Annotated in this window: 12 protein-coding genes; 3 read left to right on the forward strand and 9 right to left on the reverse strand. The window is 58.7% G+C overall.

All coding sequences use genetic code 11. The features are described 5' to 3' along the window. Positions 1-39 precede the first annotated feature (39 nt). Genes KP708_RS05385 through KP708_RS05400 form a run of 4 tightly spaced genes read right to left on the reverse strand, consistent with a single transcriptional unit; the run spans position 40 to position 6,792 of the window. Positions 40-2,088 (reverse strand): VWA domain-containing protein, encoded by a 2,049-nt coding sequence (locus KP708_RS05385; protein WP_215750717.1) that lies wholly within the window; start codon positions 2,086-2,088, stop codon positions 40-42. Beyond that, a complete protein-coding gene (locus tag KP708_RS05390; RefSeq protein ID WP_215750718.1) occupies positions 2,085-4,835 on the reverse strand; it encodes a DUF4159 domain-containing protein in 2,751 nt (916 codons plus the stop codon). Before KP708_RS05390 ends, KP708_RS05385 begins: the two co-directional genes overlap by 4 nt. Then, positions 4,832-5,758 carry a DUF58 domain-containing protein gene (locus KP708_RS05395; RefSeq protein ID WP_215757157.1) on the reverse strand — a complete coding sequence of 309 codons (927 nt, stop codon included), beginning with the start codon at positions 5,756-5,758 and terminating at the stop codon, positions 4,832-4,834. Before KP708_RS05395 ends, KP708_RS05390 begins: the two co-directional genes overlap by 4 nt. Positions 5,759-5,763: 5 nt before the next feature. Further along, positions 5,764-6,792 carry a MoxR family ATPase gene (locus tag KP708_RS05400; RefSeq protein ID WP_046901207.1) on the reverse strand — a complete coding sequence of 343 codons (1,029 nt, stop codon included), beginning with the start codon at positions 6,790-6,792 and terminating at the stop codon, positions 5,764-5,766. A gap of 94 nt (positions 6,793-6,886) precedes the next feature. On the opposite strand from KP708_RS05400, the gene KP708_RS05405 reads away from it, so the two are divergent. From KP708_RS05405 to KP708_RS05415, 3 genes are read left to right on the forward strand one after another with little or no spacing between them, the layout of a single operon-like run. Further along, positions 6,887-7,474 carry a DUF1285 domain-containing protein gene (locus KP708_RS05405; protein ID WP_215750720.1) on the forward strand — a complete coding sequence of 196 codons (588 nt, stop codon included), beginning with the start codon at positions 6,887-6,889 and terminating at the stop codon, positions 7,472-7,474. Further along, positions 7,471-8,676 (forward strand): CCA tRNA nucleotidyltransferase, encoded by a 1,206-nt coding sequence (locus tag KP708_RS05410; protein ID WP_215750721.1) that lies wholly within the window; start codon positions 7,471-7,473, stop codon positions 8,674-8,676. The genes KP708_RS05405 and KP708_RS05410 overlap by 4 nt, the downstream gene beginning before the upstream one ends. Positions 8,677-8,732: 56 nt before the next feature. After that, the gene (locus tag KP708_RS05415) at positions 8,733-10,487 is read left to right on the forward strand and encodes an ABC transporter ATP-binding protein (RefSeq protein WP_202207696.1); all 1,755 of its coding nucleotides are present in this window, start codon (positions 8,733-8,735) and stop codon (positions 10,485-10,487) included. Here the strand turns inward: KP708_RS05415 and KP708_RS05420 are convergent. The 5 genes from KP708_RS05420 to gpmI all read right to left on the reverse strand — a co-directional run bounded on the left by KP708_RS05420 (position 10,445) and on the right by gpmI (position 16,494). Then, positions 10,445-10,957, reverse strand: coding sequence for an RNA pyrophosphohydrolase (locus tag KP708_RS05420; RefSeq protein WP_215750722.1), 513 nt, complete (start codon positions 10,955-10,957; stop codon positions 10,445-10,447). The two genes, KP708_RS05415 and KP708_RS05420, sit on opposite strands and share 43 nt — an antisense overlap. Then, a complete protein-coding gene (locus tag KP708_RS15720) occupies positions 10,954-12,057 on the reverse strand; it encodes a divergent polysaccharide deacetylase family protein (protein WP_215750723.1) in 1,104 nt (367 codons plus the stop codon). Before KP708_RS15720 ends, KP708_RS05420 begins: the two co-directional genes overlap by 4 nt. Before the next feature lie 30 nt (positions 12,058-12,087). After that, positions 12,088-13,554: a S41 family peptidase gene (locus KP708_RS05430; protein WP_215750724.1), complete on the reverse strand. Its 1,467-nt coding sequence runs from the start codon at positions 13,552-13,554 to the stop codon at positions 12,088-12,090. 125 nt (positions 13,555-13,679) lie between these two features. Continuing rightward, positions 13,680-14,969: a murein hydrolase activator EnvC gene (locus KP708_RS05435; RefSeq protein WP_215750725.1), complete on the reverse strand. Its 1,290-nt coding sequence runs from the start codon at positions 14,967-14,969 to the stop codon at positions 13,680-13,682. Further along, positions 14,956-16,494: a 2,3-bisphosphoglycerate-independent phosphoglycerate mutase gene (gene gpmI, locus KP708_RS05440; protein WP_215750726.1), complete on the reverse strand. Its 1,539-nt coding sequence runs from the start codon at positions 16,492-16,494 to the stop codon at positions 14,956-14,958. Before gpmI ends, KP708_RS05435 begins: the two co-directional genes overlap by 14 nt. Positions 16,495-16,497 lie beyond the last annotated feature (3 nt).

Here is a 16,497-nt window from a genome sequence, read left to right on the forward strand (position 1 = left end):
TCCAGAATCGTCGTCTGCAACTTGTCACATCCTGCAATATCACCGTCCTTCCCGCCACCAGCCAAAGCCAAGGAATAGTAGGGCGAGAACGAGCGCAAGCCATGCTGGAACGAGGTCCTGCGTTCGCGTTTCCCCGGCCACGGCCGCTTGACTGACTGGCAGGCCGATCCATCCCGAACCGGATAGATCCTGCCCTGTGGTGATTTGTCGCAGATGAGGAATACCGATTCCTGCCCAGTTCTGGCTTCCACCGGATGCCTTGGCAGTCGCACCCATAATGGTTGCGGTGGCCCGTAAGTCTTGTCGTTCAAGAGTGTCCTGTGCGGCAGGACTGGCGAAGGCGACAAGGCCATCTTGCCGGATTGTCCAGATACCGCCGCCCGTTACCGGCATGCTGCCATGCCAGAGGCCTTTCCCGCCTGTCATGGTAATAGGCTGGGTGTGACCGTCGGGAAGAGTCACTATGGCTTGTGGAGTTATGGCGGTCTGACCCAGCGCATGACGGTCTACCAGAAGCTGACCATTTTCGATGCGGGCGCTTAGCCGGTTCTCTTCGAGATCCGGTTCTTTCATGAGCCAGTGCGAGAGGCGCCGCAGGAGTTCAGCTTGTGGGCCTCCACCGCCTTCATTGCGTGACCAGAGCCAAAGCTGATCAGACAGAAGCATCGCAACGCGTCCCTGATCCACTCGGTCAAGCAGAAGGAGGGGTGAGCCATTGGGGCCGTTCATCAAATTCTGGCCGTGTGACTGGTCCACCTTTGCTGAACGGTACCAGGGACCCCAGTCATTGCTGTTGCCCAGTCCCGCTGTGACGGGATGAGCTTTGCCGAGATCTGTCAGAACGGGGCGGAAGGCTTGGGACACCAGGCCATCGGTTGGCACATGCGCTGGAAAAACCTGAGCCAGTGTCGTGTCCTGCAAGGAGCCATCCTGCACGAATTCCGGCCCCGCCGTGACAAGCAGGCCACCACCACGGCGAACATAATCCGCGATGTTTGTCAGATACTCTTCCGGCAGGATGTTGCTGTTGCGAAATCCATCCAGAATGATGAGATCGAAGCTGCGGATTTTTTCCTGAAACAGTTCCCTGATCGGGAAAGGTATCAGCGCCAGATCCGAAAGCGGGGTGCCATCATCTGTGCTCGGGGAGCGGAGAATGGTGAAGTGGACCAGATCGACTGACGGGTCCGCTTTCAGCAGACGGCGCCAAACACGCTCACTCTGGTTCGGGACGCCAGAAACCAGCAGAACGCGCAGCCGGTCCCGAACGCCGCGAATGCGAATAACGTCGTTGTTGTTCAGCGTAGAGGCCTCGCCCGGGAGGGCTGAGACGGAGAGGCCAACCAATGTTTCACCGGGATGCTGGACAGGAACGGTAATATCCTGCGGCTGGCCCGTTTGGATCGTGCGAGTTGTTGCAGGAGCGTCTCCCGCACGGACGGTCAGGGTTGCTGTCGCGGGGGCAGGCGTTCCCAGATCGTCGACTTGAAGGCGAATGGTCGCGTTCTGGCCGACAATGGCATACGGCGGAGTGCTCAAAATTCGCAGACGACGATCCGTTTCTTCTCCCTTCGCCGCCAGAACCAGATGAAGCGGTAGTCTCTGTCCGTTCGGGCCCTGAAAGCGAGTTGGAAGCCGGGACGGAACGTCATGATCCATGCCATCCGTGACAACGATGGCCCCGGCAAACCGACCTTGCGGCAGATCCGCGTGATCCATCGCGTCAAACAGGCGCGTTCCGTGGCCTGAGCCTCCCGGCACATCAATGCGATGAAGTGTCAGGCCCGGCAGGTGCGTTGCATCCTGCGTGATCTGATTGGCTGTCTGATCTGCGAGAGATGCACGCTGCCCGACCTGCATGGACGGAGAATGATCCACGATCAGAAGGGCATCCTGTGGAACAGGTCGAAGAACTGGATGCAGGGAGCGCGGTCCAGCCATCCAGCCCAGAAGCATCAGAACGGCCAACGCACGCCAGACCATCCCGCGCGCACCACGCACCAAACCGTAAAGGGCGCCTAAAATAATGAGTGCGCCCACAGTAGCCAGAAGCCAAAGTGGAAGCATGGGGGCAAGGTCGAACGTCATGGTGCGTCCTCCTCGTCTTCGTCCGTGCCGACGGAGGGGCTTTGCGTGTCAGGATTGTCCTGCCCCAAACGATGGAGCATTTCCGGGTAATGGGCCTGATCGCTCTTGTAGTTTCCGGTCAAGGCGTAGAGCACCATGTTGACGCCAAAACGATAGGCTTGTGTGCGCTGATCATCGCCACCGGGGAGAACGGCGTAAGGGTGGTTGCCAGACGCATCGATAGCCCATGCGTGGGCCCAGTCTCCGTTGCCGATGATGACGGGGCTGACATCATCGTTCGCTTCATCTCCGTTACGAGCCACATAAACGGGCTGCCCATTGACGCGCCCCGGGAAGCCGCTGTGGAGTAGATAGAACGTGTGCCCCAGAACGTGCTTGTCCGTGAGTTTGGCAAGAGGAGGAATGGTCAGTCCGTCCGTGACGCGCTTCAGAGCGGCTCTCACGGCGCCTCCTGATCCTGCATCCATATCCGTGCCGGCACCCTGCTGATCAATCAGCAGAATCCCGCCGTGATCCATGAAGGCGTTCAGGGCTTTGGTGCGAGCGGCATCCGGTTGTGCGTCTGCTGTAATGGGCCAGTAGATGAGCGGATAAAACGCCAGATCGTCTTTCCCGGGAACCACACCGTCAGGGTGCCCAAGAAGGGCAGAGCTTCGGGCACTTGTATAGTCAGACAGCCCCTGAAGTCCTTCGCGAGAGGCTGTATCCACATCGTCATTGCCAGTGATGACGTAGGCCAGCCGGGTTTCCAATGCGGCCTGCGGCACCGTTGTCGGGAGTGCTGAGGGGACTGGTTGCTGAGCCTGGGCCTGTTGGAACGAAAGTACCACAAGTGCACCACACAGAGGGCCAAGCAGGCCACGCCGTCGCAGGGACAATGCAAAATCCACAAGCAGGACCAGCAGCCCGGTGGCCAGAAGCCATGGGCCAAGCGGCCGGTCTGGTGACGCGCCTTCGGGCGTAAGCTGCGTTCCCATGAGCGCCTCTTCCCGAAGAGGGGCGGCGTGGTCTGACAGGTTCAGTGGGCGTGTTCCGTGGGCGGGACCATAGAGCCCTGCTGGATGTGTGACGCTAACCTCTGTGGTGGCGAGAGCATTAGCTTTGACGGCTCTGGCTGCTGCGGGAGGCATAGTGAGGCCGCCGATGCTGTCCAGTGTGCGCCAAGGGGCAAGATCGGTGGGGCTCGTGCCAGTCACGCCTGCGGAGCGCTCGATCAGACGCTCAAGCATCTGTGGAAACAGGCCGGAAATGGGAAGATTGGACCAGTCCGGAGAGGCTGTGATGTGGAACAGGACAATTTCTCCATTGCCTTCCGACCGTGCCGTTACCAGGGGCGTCCCGTCTGCCAATGCGGCCCAGACGTGATCCTGCAAGCCCGTCTCTGGCTTCGCAAGAACCTGTCGTGAGACTGTCACGTCCGGCGGAATGGCGAGGTCAGCAAAAGGCGACGTGGCGGGGAAAGTTTCCAGAGCCTGAGGCTTGCCCCAGGACATCGGCCCCCCAAGCTGGCGCATACCGCTCATCAGGGGAACGGGCAGCAGGGCATCCGGTGCGTCGTCGGTCGCGTTATCCTGTTGCGAAGACTGAGCGGCTGCAAGGCCCGGCCCAGCAAAGCGGATAAGCATTCCACCATGCCGGACCCACTCGAGAACGCGGTTGCGGGTCTGCTCGCCAGACAGGGATCCATCGGTGGCCACCAAGACGGAAAGTGATGAACCAAGCAGAGCGCTAGCGTCACCGGTTCGGCGTTCGGAGAGTGTATCGAGCGCATGGTTAAGGAAGAATGCTGAACCAATGAGCGGTGTGTTGTCACCGGGCGTCTGAAGGAGACCAACGGGGCGCCGATGCCCGGCGTCTCCTCTCAGCACTGTCGTCGCTGGGCCTGCCAGTCCTTCTACAGCGAAATGATCCAGCTGGTTGCGAAGTAGCGCAGGTAGCGGAAGTATTTTGTCTTCCCCAACCTGAACCGGATACGCCGCCAAGGTCCCGCCATTCCCTGCAACGGCACGAACCGTGGCTGTTCGGCTGGGGCAAGAAAACCCTTCGACCTTTGCATGGAGGGTGCCGTTTGCCTCCTGATTGGCGCTCAGGCGTAGAACATCGCAGGGGTTCCAGCGCATATCTTGGACCGCTTCTGCTTTGCTCGAGGCTCTTTGCAGAGCTTCGTCATGAGGGGCGGCGACCCCGTCAGACAGCAGGGTAATATGTTGGTTCGACAGATCCATATGGCCAAGCTCGTCAGCCAGCCCTGCGCGATCAACCGGCCAGGGCTGAGGGCGCATGTGCTCAAGACGTTCCGAAAGAGCGTGGCTGTCTCTCGTGACGAAAGGCTCCGGCATCGCGCCATCGGGGGAGCGGGCTGCACGAACAAGCATTACCGGGTTTCCGCTGCGGAGAGCTGACTGTCCAAGGGAAAGAGCCGCTGCAACGCGTTCATTCCAGTGCGGGATTGCGGCCCATCCGTCATCCAGAACAATGAGGACAGGACCGTTAGTCTTCCCAGAGCTGTGTGGAATGAGGACGGGACGGGAAAGGCCGAAAATAACCAGTGCAACTGCGGCAATCCGCAGAATCAGGAGCCACAGAGGCGAACGGGCTGCATCCTCCTGCTGCGCCGTCAGGCGGCGGAGCAGCAGTAGTGATGGAAAGGACTTCTCCTGCGGAGCAGGAGGTGTCGCGCGGACAAGCCACCACAGTGCTGGAAGTGCGAGCAGACCAAGCAGAAGAAGAGGCGAGAGAAAAATCATCGTCCGCTTCCCATGGCGAGGTGGAGTGCCAGCAACGCAGGGAGCGGGTCCTGCGATGTTTCATGCACAATGCAGTCGGCATGCAGGTTTGCTGCACTTGCTTTCAACGCATCCAGATGCGCTGAGACCGCGTGTTCATAAGCTGAATTGAGACTTTCCACGGCGGGAAGGGTCAAAACACCGCCCTCCAGACCGGAAAAGCGGATTCGTCCTGTCTGGTTCAGGGAACGCTCGCCGGGATCCAGAATGCAGAGCAGATGGACGCGGACAGGCCGACTGGCACAATGCTTGAGAACGGCTTCGATCCGGTCTTCTTCCCAAAGAAAGTCACTGATGAGAACCAAGTCTGTCTGAGGTGACAGCGCATTCAGGGGAGGAAGTTCTGGTTCATCCGTCGAAGAGTGAAGGAGAGCCTCGCCAAGCCGGCTGAGCACCTGAGCTCCACCAAAAACGCGTCCGGCTTCTGGCCCTGTCAGAAGGCCAGCCCGTTCACCACCGCGGAGAGCCGCACCGGCCAGTGCCAGTGTACAGAGCTGAGCACGATCCCGTTTGGKGGGGAGCTGGTTGGAAGACCGCCAGTCCATGGATGCAGAGGGATCGCACCACACGAGCAGAGACTGGGCGTTTTCCCGCTCCCGTTCCCGCACCCAGAACGTGTTTTCAATGGGAGAGCGCGCGGACTGCCGCCAGTCAATGGCCGTTGCTGGTTCCCCAGAATGATAGGGGCGGAACTGCCAGAAGTCTTCCCCGCCTCCGGAGCGTCGGCGGCCATGTGTGCCGGCCTGAAGGCTGGCTGCAATCTTTTCGGCCTGAAGCAGCAGAGCCGGCAGGGCGAGCCGCTCGGCTGGTGCCGTGAGAGAGGCGGGAGAGTGCCTGTTCTGGGAGGAGAACAGGCCCCGGAGCGTTTCAATCGGACTTTTCACAGGGGTCAGAGGATCGTTTGAGCCTGTGCGCGGATCAGGGCTTCGACTGTTACGCCGGAGGCCCGCGCACCGAAGCCAAGACCGATACGGTGTGAGAGGACGGGTTCGGCCAACGCGATGACATCGTCCAGGCTGGGGGCAAGACGGCCGTTCAGCAGGGCGCGGGCACGGGTCGCAATCATCAGGGCCTGCGCGGCGCGAGGACCTGGGCCGAAAGAAACGGCGTCCCGGACTTCGGAAGAAGCAGATGGGTCTTCTGGACGAAGGGCGCGCGTCAGGCTCAGGATTGCGTCAACGATTTTATCGCCAACAGGAAGCCGGCGAACGAGGGCCTGCGCTGCCAGAAGGGATTCGGCGTTCAGAAGCGTCGGCGCCTGCGCCGTTGTGGCGCCCGTTGTTTGCAGGAGCATCTGGCGCTCTGCGTCCCGGTTGGGGAAATCCAGCGGAATGCGAAGCATGAAGCGATCGAGCTGGGCTTCGGGCAGCGGATAGGTGCCCTCCTGCTCGATCGGGTTCTGTGTTGCGAGAACGTGGAAGGGGCTTGGAAGAATGTAATCCTTGCCACCCTGCGTTACGCGGTGTTCTGCCATGGCTTGCAACAGGGCGGACTGCGTGCGGGGGCTCGCGCGGTTGATTTCATCCGCCAGCACAAGCTGTCCGAAGATCGGGCCAGGAAGGAATCGGAAGGCCCGCTGTCCGTTAACGTCCTGATCCAGGATTTCAGCACCCGTGATGTCTGATGGCATCAGATCAGGCGTAAACTGGATACGCGTGGCATCCAGTCCCAGCACGCGGGATGCCGTATTGACGAGAAGGGTTTTGCCAAGGCCCGGCGCGCCCATCAGAAGTGCGTGACCGCCAGACAGGATCGTGACGAGAACCTGCTCGATCACCCGGTCTTGTCCCAGCACGATACTGCCGATAGCTGTGTGGACATCGCGGAGAACAGGGGCCAGACGATCGGCCTCGGCCACATCTGCTTCGCCCCGGAGGGTTCCGGCGGAGGCGCCGGTAGAATAATGCTGCTCGCTCATATCACCAGTCTGACAGGTGTGGGGGTTTCATCAAGGCTCGATTGCACCCAACTTGGTGTGAGAAGAGAAGTTTTCATTTTAACCGGAGGGAAAATTGAGCGCTCATGATTGTCGGGATGTCTCCCCATCTGACGTTTTCCCCGCGACGGGACCTGCTGAAGCTGCCGCAGCACCCTCTACCGGTGTCCGGAAAATTCCATTTCTGATTCGCCGGGATGGTACCTGGCTGTATCGGGGGTCTCCCGTGACGCGCAAGGCGATGCTTTGCATGTTTTCGTCCATGCTGAGACGCGATAGCGAAGGCACGTACTGGCTGAAAACGCCCATGGAAAGTGGGGTTATTCAGGTGGAGGATGTTCCCTACATCGCCGTTGAAATGGACTTTCGGGGAAGCTGTGGGCGCCACCAGACGCTCTGTTTCCGCACCAATATGGACGAACTCGTTTGCGTGGGGCCGAAACACCCCATCCTGTGTGACTGGGACCGTCCGCTCGATGAGTGTGGAGCCATTCCTTACGTTCATTTGAGAAACGGGGAAGGTGATTTCCCGATCCAGGCGCGAATCAGCCGGTCCGTTCATTTTGAGCTTGCGGCTCTTGCTGTGCAGGGACATGTAGAGGGCAAGCCGTGTCTGGGCGTCTGGAGCCAAGACTGTTTCTTCCCGTTATCACGTCAACCATGACGGAGACATCCGGACTTCTGACCCGTCTGGACGACCGGAGTGGTCTGGATGTTTTGTGGAGGCTCCTGCCAGAAGCACGCCTAGTTGGCGGGTCCGTCAGAGATCTGCTGCGCGGCGTCTCCGTGCACGATCTGGATATGGCAACGCCTGAGCCTCCCGAAATCGTACAGGACATTCTGAAGGCTAACGGAGTCCGGGTTATTCCGACCGGATTATCTCATGGCACGGTGACGGCTGTGATTCGTGGTGTGCCGTACGAAATTACAACCCTACGGCGTGACGAGCAGACAGATGGTCGCCATGCTGTGGTTGCCTGGACAGAAAGCTGGGAAGAAGACGCTGCACGCCGGGACTTTACCATCAACGCGATGTCTCTGGATCGGCATGATCGTCTGCATGACTATTTCCAGGGCAGCCGGGACCTTGAAGCCCATCACGTTCGATTTGTTGGAAATGCCGGGCGCCGCATTGAGGAAGATGCTCTACGGGCGCTCAGATTTTTTCGCTTCAATGCCCGCTATGGCAGGGGAACACCCGATCATGAGGCTTGCACGGCGATTGCGGAACGGCTTGATCTGATTGATGGCTTGTCTGCCGAACGGATTGCCTCAGAACTCCTGCGGATCCTGACGGGACCAAGAGTACAGGAAACGTTGCAGGCTATGCAGGACGTTGGACTTTTGGCTCGGATTGTCCCTGCACCCAATCTGGTCCTGTTACAGCGGCTTCTGATGTGTGAAGCGCCAGAAGATCCAGTGTTGCGGCTCTCGGCTCTCGGTCATGGGCAAGGTGAAGTGCTGGCAGAGTGTCTAAGACTCTCCAATGCGGATCGTGACCGGCTGCACTTGTTTGATTCTGATCGGCCAGATCTGGCACCCGCAATGTCTGCCGACGATGTCCGGCGAGCACGTGTGGAACAAAACCTTTCTGTTTTGCTGGACAGAAGCTGGCTGTTGCAGGCTGCGCTGATTGGTGCCCCGAGTATTGAATGGAACAGGCTGCGAGATCGTCTAGAGCAGGAACCGCAACCTGTGTTCCCGCTTGGAGGCAAAGAGGCCAGAGACGCCGGGATTATGCCAGGCCCAGGCATGGGGCAGTGGTTGGCTAAGGGGCGTTTGTGGTGGATGAACCACGGGTGCCTTCCGGGCCGAGACGCATGCATGGCGTATCTTCTGGATAAGATGGGCGACGCGTCAGAGTAGGCTCATGGCGTCGTCGCGGTTTCGTGCTTTTGCAGAGGCCTGCTAAACCCCCTCGAATGAGCAGAAAGACAGCCCTTGATACAGACAGCCAGATTCTGATTCGACGGATCTGGCGTGATGAAATGCGTCATCACGTGCGCCAGATTGTGAGCGTGGTTGTGCTGACGGTTCTGATGGCAGGACTGACAGCGCTCTATCCAGTGGTGATCAAACGCGCTGTAGACATGTTTGCGGCTCAGGACCCGCGCATTCTTTACCAGGTGCCGGCACTCGTTGTGATTGTAACGACCCTCAAAGCTGCCTCGCAGTATGGGCAGACAATTGCCGTTCAAGGGCTGGTACTGACTGTTATCCGCGGGCTTCAGTCGCGGATGTTTGCACATGCCCTGCAAACAGACATTTCGCGCATTGAGCGCGAAGCGCCTGCTCAGTGGGCCGCGCGTTTCACGACAGACGCTGTTTCGATCCGTGAAGCCATGGTCCGGGTCGTGAATGCGCTGGGCGACGCTGTTACTGTGGTCGGGCTTGTAGCAGCCATGATCTGGGCTGACTGGGAACTTAGCCTGATTGCTCTAGTGCTTTATCCGGTTGCTGCTGTGCCGATCCAGAAGCTTGGTAAAAAGGTTCGTCGGGCGTCGGGGGGGATGCAGGAGCAGATTGGCGAGACTTCTGCGCTTCTCAACGAAAGCTTCGCCTTGGCACGTCAGGTGCGCATCTACCGGATGGAAAGCCGGGAGAGTAAGCGCGTCGATCATTCCCTAGATCTGTTGCACATAGCGTTTCTGCGGATTGCGAAGGGGCGTGCGCGTGTTGATCCCGTGTTGGAAGTTCTCGGCGGAACTGCTGTCGCTGTCGTACTTGGCTTCGCTGGATGGCGTGCTGCAATGGGGGGAGCCACCCTTGGCGATTTCACGGCTTTCATTACGGCTCTGTTGACGGCGGCGCGCCCAATTCGGGCTCTGGGCTCTCTCAATACGGCGATGCAGGAAGGATTGGCCGGGCTGTCTCGTGTCTTTGCTGTCATTGATGAGCCGCCAGCGGTCGTCGAGCGTATGGACGCTCAGGCGGTCCCGTCTGGAACCGGGCATCTGGTTTTTGAGCAGGCATCCTACGAATACGAGGATGGGCGTGTCGGACTGGCCGGTCTGACCTTAGATGTTCAACCGGGGCAGACAGTGGCGCTGGTGGGCCCTAGTGGTGCGGGAAAATCAACTGCACTTTCCCTCATTCCTCGTCTGCATGACGTGACGGCAGGACGTATTCTGTTGGAGGGTGTAGATATTCGGGATGTGCGCGTATCGTCCCTGCGTGATGCGATCGCGTATGTTAGTCAGGACACGACACTTTTCGATATGTCTCTCATGGAAAATATCTGGATTGGCCGCCCGGATGCGAGCAGGGAAGAGGTCGAAAACGCCTGTCGGATGGCAGCCGTTGATTTTCTCGGTAATCTTCCACATGGATTGGAAACGCGTGTTGGGCCGGGGGGACGGCGCCTTTCAGGGGGACAGCGACAGCGTGTTGCTCTCGCGCGAGCTCTTCTGCGTAACCCGCGCGTATTGTTGCTGGACGAAGCAACTAGTGCGCTGGATTCCGAGAGTGAATCTCGCGTTCAGGAAGCTCTCGGTACGCTTCGCACAGGGCGCACCACTGTTATTGTGGCGCACCGACTTTCAACCGTGCAGGCTGCCGACGTTATCGTTGTGATGGATGGAGGCAAAGCGGTTGAATCTGGGTCTCATGCTGAACTGCTCAAGAAGAACGGCCTCTACGCCCGATTGGTCCGAAGCCAGTCTCTTGAAGCGGCCTGATAGAGGTTTTTGAGTTCAGGCAGGAGCTTTTCATAAAGCTCTCGCTTGAACCCCAGATTGCGCTGAAGAAGATTCTCAGGGGCAATCCATTCCCATGTATCGAACTCGGGCGGGAGATGAAGATCCAGACGGATATCCCCGTCCTCTCCATCAAATCCGAGAACAAACCATTTCTGTGTCTGGCCTCTGAATTTTCCGCCTAGCGCACGGCCAATCAGAGGGACAGGAAGATCGTAGGACAGCCAGTCCGGCCGTTCTGCGAGCAGTGTCGCCTTCGTACAGCCAGTTTCTTCTTCAAGTTCACGGAAGGCCGCAGTTCGCGGGTCTTCTCCGTCATCAATACCGCCCTGGGGACATTGCCAGATATCCCCAGGCAGATCGGCGCGACGGGCGACGAAGAGCTCTCCATGACGATTGAACAACGCCACGCCAACATTGGGGCGGTAGGGCAGGTCTGAAAAATCGGTCATAGGGGTGCCGTCTGGATGTTTGTTGATTGGATGGATGCCTGATGGTCCGTCGTGCCGTTGTCGGCAAGTGCGGAGGGCGGGACCAGAATGAAACGCTCTGCCGCCGGGCTTTTCAACCATGCTTCGAGGCGGTCGATTGCGACGGGTGTCAGCGGCCCCATCATCAACAGAACATGGGTGGGCTTGGCCCCGTCTGGGACTAGGGCTGCAAATTTTGCCTCAAGCGTTTTGCCATCTGTGTCACCATTGATCCACGTGGATGCTGTCATCCCCCGGATATGACGGTCTTCCTGCGAAGATCTGCTGATGTATAGAAAGCCGCGGCTGGAAATCACATCTGCCAGCGATTGAAATGCAGGGGTAGTTGCGTAGCCGCCCACCGGTTGACTGTCTCCGGCTTCGGAGGCATCGGTTAGACCTGTGGCTCCTTTGGCCTGCGAGAAGCACCAGTCCAGTTCCTGTCGGTCTTCCGCTTCCGAATTGCCATAGCCTAACGCATGAGGGCCTTCGTCAACCTGCTCCGGATGAGCGCTTTGCATGGGAAGTGTGACGTAAGTTTCGCGATGGGCAGCATGTGCTCGGGACAGGACGTCCGTCAGGTTGCCAAGATAGGGTGACACACCGACAGCAACCGGCTCAGGGATACGGGAAAGGACGTCATATGTCATGGCGTCTGAATACCCGAAACCTTCGAGCACGATGGCCACAACACTTTTGCCTGAAGCTGTAATCGTCGCCAGATCAGTATGGGTTGTCTGCGCAATCGGGGGCGGCATTTCCGGCGTTTTTATAGGTGACGCAGGTTGCACTGGTGAGACCGATGAATTTGTGTTGAGAGCGGCTTTGGAATTCTGATTTACCGGCGTAGCCGGGGGGGATGTCTTTTCACTGGGAGAAGTATTTTCTGGCGGGTGTGACGGTATCGCCAGAGTAGTTTCGGTTTTTTGTGGTGGCACGTCAGCAGGTGTCTGATGCCGAAGCATCAGGGTTGCTGACGTGCCACCAACCAAGACGACACCCCAGAACACGATCAGAAGACGCCCGATAACGGGAAGGCGGCTCCAGAGCCCAGAGTGGGATGAAGCGGGACGGTTCTGCACGGTCTGGGCTGTCCTGTGTCGTTCTACGGGTTAGTGCGTCGGCGCCGGTGCAGGGGCGGCCTTTTTGTCTGCTGGAGGCGCTTTGACTTCCGTAGCCTGCTCCACTGCGGGTGCAGGATTGGAGATCCCAGCCATGGCGTTGACGACCTTGATGGCCTGCTGCAGCTGGAAGTCCGTTGCCGGTTTAGTCAGATCAAATTTTGGCCAGTCTGCCGGCGGAGCTTTCGGAATAGACTTTGAGATCGGGGGCAGATCGGTCCGAGGCGTTTCTGCTGTCCGGTTTCCACCGACATTGGTCAGAATGTGGGACAGGTCTGCTTCCCGATAACCATAGGCGTCATCGTCCTTGGTTTCCGCAACGGGGATGTCAGGCGTGATGCCCAGTCCCTGAATGGAACGGCCAGATGGCGTGTAATAACGCGCTGTTGTCAGGCGAACGGCACCCTGATCTCCAATAGGGATCAGCGTTTGGACAGACCCTTTGCCGAACGTCTTTTCACCCAGAATGACAGCTCGACGATGGTCTTTCAGTGCTCCGGCCACGATTTCACTGGCAGACGCAGAGCCGCCATTGGTCAGAACCACAATCGGGAGGCCATTTGTGATGTCCGTGCCGCGCGCATCCCAGCGCTGGTTATTTTCAGCATGCCGCCCGCGGATGGAGACGATTTCTCCTTCTTTGATGAAGTCATCAGAGACGGCAATAGCCTGATCGAGCTTGCCCCCCGGATTGGACCGCAGATCAAGGATGATACCTGTCAGCTTGTGGGCTGAACTCTTGGCAGCTTCAGCCTTCAGTTTGTCAAAGGCGGCATGCATTGCGCCTTCGAGATCATCGTCGAACTCTGTCAGGCGAATATACGCAGTGCTGCCGTACAGAGCGGACCTTACGATCTGGACGTGAACGATTTCGCGCTTCATGTCGAACGTGAGTGTCTTGCCCGTTTTCGGACGAACCACGGTCAGGCTGATGGATGTTCCCGGATCGCCGCGCATCTTGCGAACAGCTTGATCGAGCGTCAGGCCATCAATGCTTTTGTGATCCACCATCGTGATGAAATCACCAGTCTGGATACCAGCGCGCGAAGCAGGTGTGCCATCAATCGGCGACACCACGCGAACATGACCAGACTCAGCCTGAACCTGAAGGCCCAGACCGCCGAACTTGCCGGAAATCTCGGTTTGCATGTCCTTGAACTGGGCGGCGGTCATGTAAGACGAGTGGGGATCGAGTTCGCCAACCATGCCGTCCAGGGCATTGTTGATGAGATCTTTGTCCGTCACGGGATGGACGTATTCGGCTTTCACGACATCCATGACCGTGCCGAGCAGGGTCAGGAGGCGAACAGTTTCAGCGCTGTTGTCGTGAGAGACGTCGCGCGCGATGGCGGCGGTGGGGAAACTGCCAGCGGACCCGACGAGACGCAGTGCGCCCGGTCCGACAGCCAGTCCGGCCAGAAAGGCGGTGCCCAGCAACAGGCCAGTACGGAACTTCATGTGATCTCCATCCTCGGGAACGGGCGTGCTTCCGGCGTCTCTTGCAGTGTGTGAACTAGCGCGAAACGGGTTGCCGAAATGTTAAGACGTGATCTTACAGTGTCCTGCCCTGTCAGAAAACAGGGTCACAGAAACGGAGCAGGGCTGACGATCTGGGCGCCGTGGCGCAACTGGATAAAGAGCAGCCCCTCAGCAGACGGCATTTGTCCGAGTGCGGCAGCTTTCCTGACACTTTGCCCGCTGGAAACACCCAGTGAACCCAGACCAGAGAGAACAAAGCGGTAATTCTGTCCGCAATCCAGAATCAACATCTGTCCAAAAGAGCGGAACGGACCAGAAAAGACGATTCGGCCACTGCACGGAGCTTGAACGGATGCAGAAGGCACAGCGGCATAGGTGATGCCTGTTGACGGACCTGCTTCCGTATCTTGTCCCCACCGGACCGCAATACGCCCTGTGACAGGTGCGTGGCCGCTCCCGGAAGAAACACCGTTTCCGGCGGAAAGAGCTTTGACCTGAGCACGGGCTTTGCGCGCCTGTTCCATCTGATGGCTCTTTGCGAGCGCACGGGCTTCGGCTTCCAGTGTTGCTTTGGCCTGAGCTTCCTGTCGGGCGATTGCGTCGATTTCCGCGGAAAGGTCCGCAGACGCTTTCATCGCTTCGGCAACTGCGGATTTCGCACGGCGTGCGGCCTGGTCCGAGACGTTTTCCTGCTTGGCTGCAATCCGGGTTCTGGCGGCCGCGATATCACGTTGATGAGTCTGTGACTGAAGGAGGCTATCGAGCTCTTGCTGGCGGGCTTCCAGAGTGGCCCCGATTTCCTGAAGCTCATCTTCCTTCGTTTGCAGGTTTGCAGCCCGCTGCTGGGTCAGGCGGGAGAAACCTCCTAAAATGGAAAGTGCGGTAATGCTCTCCGTCGCAGTCGTCGGGGAGGCCAGCAGAGCAGCATCAGGCGCTATCGAGAGTCTCGCTGCAACGGGCAGGAGCGGTTGGAGCGCTTGGTTTTCGTGGGCGATATCCTGCCGCACGTTTGCTTGCCGACTTGTGAGATCTGCGATTTCGACATTCAAAGCCGCGATACGGGAACGTGTGGTCTGTACCACGGTCTGGGCCGTGTGGGTCTGAGCGGCCAGTGCATCTTTTCGCGCGCTGTCCTGCAGGGCCTTTTGCTGTGCGGCAACGGCAGCAGCCTGTCTGGCACGGAGTGTGGCGGCTTCCTGAGCCTGCTGTGTCTCAAGCGCTTTCCGGGCAGCCTGGGCACGGGCGAGTGCTTGTTGTCCCGCGCTCAGGGCATGCGCCGGGTGGGTGTGGGCAGTGGTATGATGCCCATGAGGCGTGGACGCAGTCGCGGCCACCAGCAATGGCGAGAACGCCAAAACCAGTGGCAGAACGACGGCTGGGTCAGGCGTTTTCAAGCAGGGAGACGCCTGTCATCGCTGGGGGCTGAGCAAGACCCAGAAGTGCCAGAAGCGTCGGGGCCAGGTCTGCCAGACGTCCGTCGTGAAGCGTTTTGCCGTCAGCATGGGCCAGAATGACCGGAACGACGTTGAGGGTGTGGGCCGTATGAACGCCGCCCGTCTCAGGGTCCCGCATGGTTTCGCAGTTTCCGTGATCGGCGGTGACGATCAGTGTGCCACCTGCGCGGACAAGTGCGTCATTGATGCGGCCCAGCCCTTGATCCACGGTTTCGCAGGCCTTGATGGCAGCGGGCAGGGAGCCCGTGTGGCCGACCATATCCGGATTTGCGAAATTCAGAATGATCATGTCAAAGCGGCCGGAATCAATGGCTTCGACGGCACGGTCTGTCAGCTCAGGAGCGGACATTTCCGGCTGTAGGTCGTAGGTGGCGACCTTAGGAGACGGCACGAGAATGCGCTCTTCGCCCGGAAGCTGAACTTCGCGACCACCGTTCAGGAAGTATGTGACGTGAGGGAATTTCTCAGTTTCGGCCATACGAAGCTGAGTCTTGCCAGCCTTGGCCACGACCTCACCCAGAAGATCTTCCAGAGAGACTTTGGGGAACAGGACTGTCATGTAGGGCGACAGATGATCCGAGTAGCGCGTCATGCCGGTAATGGCGGCAAATTTGATGCGGCGACCGCTGTCGTATCCATCAAAGTCCGGAGCCACGAGAACGTCCAGCAACTGACGGATACGATCGGCACGGAAATTACAGGAGAGAATGCCGTCACCGTCCTTCATGCCTCCATACTGTCCAAGGACAGTTGGCAGAACGAATTCGTCTCCCTTGTCTTCCGCGTAGCTAGCTTTGAGTACAGAGAGGGCGTTATCTGCATGAGGGCCTTGGCCATCACGGATCGCATCCACGGCCAGCTTGACGCGCTCCCAACGACGATCGCGGTCCATGGCGTAGTAGCGGCCACTGATTGTGGCAATCTGTACGGTCTGTGGCAGATCTCGAAGGAGGGCTGAAATGAATTCCTCGCCGGAGCGCGGGGGAGTATCACGGCCGTCACTGAAGATATGTAGAGCGACAGGCACTCCTGCTGCGCTGACGATTTTTGCGAGAGCCAGAATATGGTCCTGGTGTGCATGTACGCCGCCGGGAGAGACGAGACCCATCAGATGGCAGGTTCCGCCTGAAACCTTCAGCGCATGAATATATTCTTTGAGGGCTGTATTTTCGGCGAGTGAGCCATCACGGGCACTGCGGGAGATGCGAGGCAGTTCCTGCATCACGACCCGGCCTGCACCAATATTCAGATGGCCGACTTCGGAGTTTCCCATCTGGCCTTCAGGAAGCCCGACATCTTCTCCGCATGTTTTAAGAAAAGCATGCGGGTTATTCGCCCAAAGTCCGTCAAACGTTGGCGTGTTTGCCAGTCTTACCGCGTTATCAGAGTTTTCTTCACGCCAGCCGAACCCGTCCAGAATGACAAGCATGACGGGGCGGCGTGGAGAAGAAGCGGTATGGGACATGAT

Source organism: Gluconobacter sp. P5H9_a, assembly GCF_018812085.1.
GTDB lineage: Bacteria > Pseudomonadota > Alphaproteobacteria > Acetobacterales > Acetobacteraceae > Gluconobacter.

Excerpts from the sequence above, each read along its gene's own strand:
- KP708_RS05385 (WP_215750717.1), bottom strand. The coding sequence starts at position 2,088 with ATGACGTTCGACCTTGCCCCCATGCTTCCACTTTGGCTTCTGGCTACT.
- KP708_RS05390 (WP_215750718.1), bottom strand. The coding sequence starts at position 4,835 with ATGATTTTTCTCTCGCCTCTTCTTCTGCTTGGTCTGCTCGCACTTCCA.
- KP708_RS05400 (WP_046901207.1), bottom strand. The coding sequence starts at position 6,792 with ATGAGCGAGCAGCATTATTCTACCGGCGCCTCCGCCGGAACCCTCCGG.
- KP708_RS05410 (WP_215750721.1), top strand. The coding sequence starts at position 7,471 with ATGACGGAGACATCCGGACTTCTGACCCGTCTGGACGACCGGAGTGGT.
- KP708_RS05415 (WP_202207696.1), top strand. The coding sequence starts at position 8,733 with ATGAGCAGAAAGACAGCCCTTGATACAGACAGCCAGATTCTGATTCGA.
- KP708_RS05420 (WP_215750722.1), bottom strand. The coding sequence starts at position 10,957 with ATGACCGATTTTTCAGACCTGCCCTACCGCCCCAATGTTGGCGTGGCG.
- KP708_RS05430 (WP_215750724.1), bottom strand. The coding sequence starts at position 13,554 with ATGAAGTTCCGTACTGGCCTGTTGCTGGGCACCGCCTTTCTGGCCGGA.
- gpmI (WP_215750726.1), bottom strand. The coding sequence starts at position 16,494 with ATGTCCCATACCGCTTCTTCTCCACGCCGCCCCGTCATGCTTGTCATT.